This window comes from Vibrio sp. TRT 29B02 (assembly GCF_050113655.1).
In the GTDB taxonomy this organism is placed as follows: Bacteria; Pseudomonadota; Gammaproteobacteria; order Enterobacterales; family Vibrionaceae; genus Vibrio.
Window position 1 is genome coordinate 1 of sequence record NZ_JBNJOJ010000065.1, and the last position, 1,206, is coordinate 1,206.

The window sequence follows — 1,206 nt, forward strand, 5'->3', positions numbered from 1 at the left end:
TGTAAACCTCCCCTAAACTAGTGGCATACCATTTTAGAGTTCTTCGGCTTAGACTGAGCATAGAAGGAGAACCCGCGATGAAAAAATCACGTTACTCAGAAACACAAATCGTCAAAATCTTAAAAGAAGTGGAAGTGGGTCGTAAGGTCAATGAAGTGTGCCGTGAATACGGCATTTCAGATGCCACCTACTACAACTGGAAAGCAAAATACGGTGGGATGGAAGCCTCTGAAGTCAAACGCCTTAAAGACTTAGAAGAGGAGAATCGTCGCTTGAAAGCCATGTTTGCTGAGTTGAGCTTAGAGCATCGAATTCTCAAAGACATCGTAGAAAAAAAGCTGTAAAGCCAGCGATAAGACGCGAACTGGTTGAGTATGCCAGACAACGGCACAATGCCAGTTTACGTCTTGCTTGTCGCGCAGTTGGCATTAGTGATTCGGTTTATCGATACCAGCCTAAATTGAATAACGATCATGAAGTGATTGTTGAACTGCAAAAGGCGGTTGAGCGTTATCCAGCCTACGGTTTTAGCAAATTGCTCAAAATACTTCGTCGCTGGGGACATGGCTGGAATCATAAACGGATATATCGGATTTACTGCGAACTCAAACTCAATAGGCGTCGTAAAGCGAAAAAACGCTTACCAACTCGTTCGCCTGAGCCGCTTAATGTGCCTATGGTAGCTAACCAGTGTTGGTCGATTGACTTTATGAGTGACAGCTTACAGTGCGGACGTCGATTTAGAACCTTCAACGTAGTGGATGACTTCAATCGTGAAGCACTCGCTATCGAAGTGGATTTAAGCCTCCCTGCGCAACGAGTGGTTCGAGTGCTTGAACGAATCATTGCATGGCGAGGTTATCCAGAAAAGTTGCGAATGGATAATGGCCCAGAGTTCATCTCTGTGACGCTTGCGACTTGGGCTGAGGAGCATGATATCAAGCTGGAATTTATCCAGCCAGGCAAACCGACTCAGAACTCCTATGTCGAACGATTTAACCGTACGTATCGCACAGAGATCCTCGATATGTATGTGTTCAGAACCTTGAATGAAGTGCGTGAGCTAACAGAAAACTGGATACGAGAATACAACGAAGAACGTCCCCATGATGCCCTCAACGATCTGACACCATGGGAATATTTAATGAAGAATGAACAAACCGAAACCTCTAATTATGGGCGCAACTAATTAGGGGAGGTTTACAT

1 protein-coding gene is annotated in these 1,206 nt (G+C 44.9%); it reads left to right on the top strand.

Features of this window, described 5'->3' with window-relative positions; translation table 11 throughout:
- Positions 1-77 precede the first annotated feature (77 nt).
- A protein-coding gene (locus ACQEXT_RS21175; protein WP_426953440.1) for an IS3 family transposase occupies positions 78-1,189 on the top strand; the annotation gives its coding sequence in 2 pieces (ribosomal slippage) (positions 78-339 and positions 339-1,189; 1,113 coding nt in all).
- Positions 1,190-1,206: the final 17 nt, after the last annotated feature.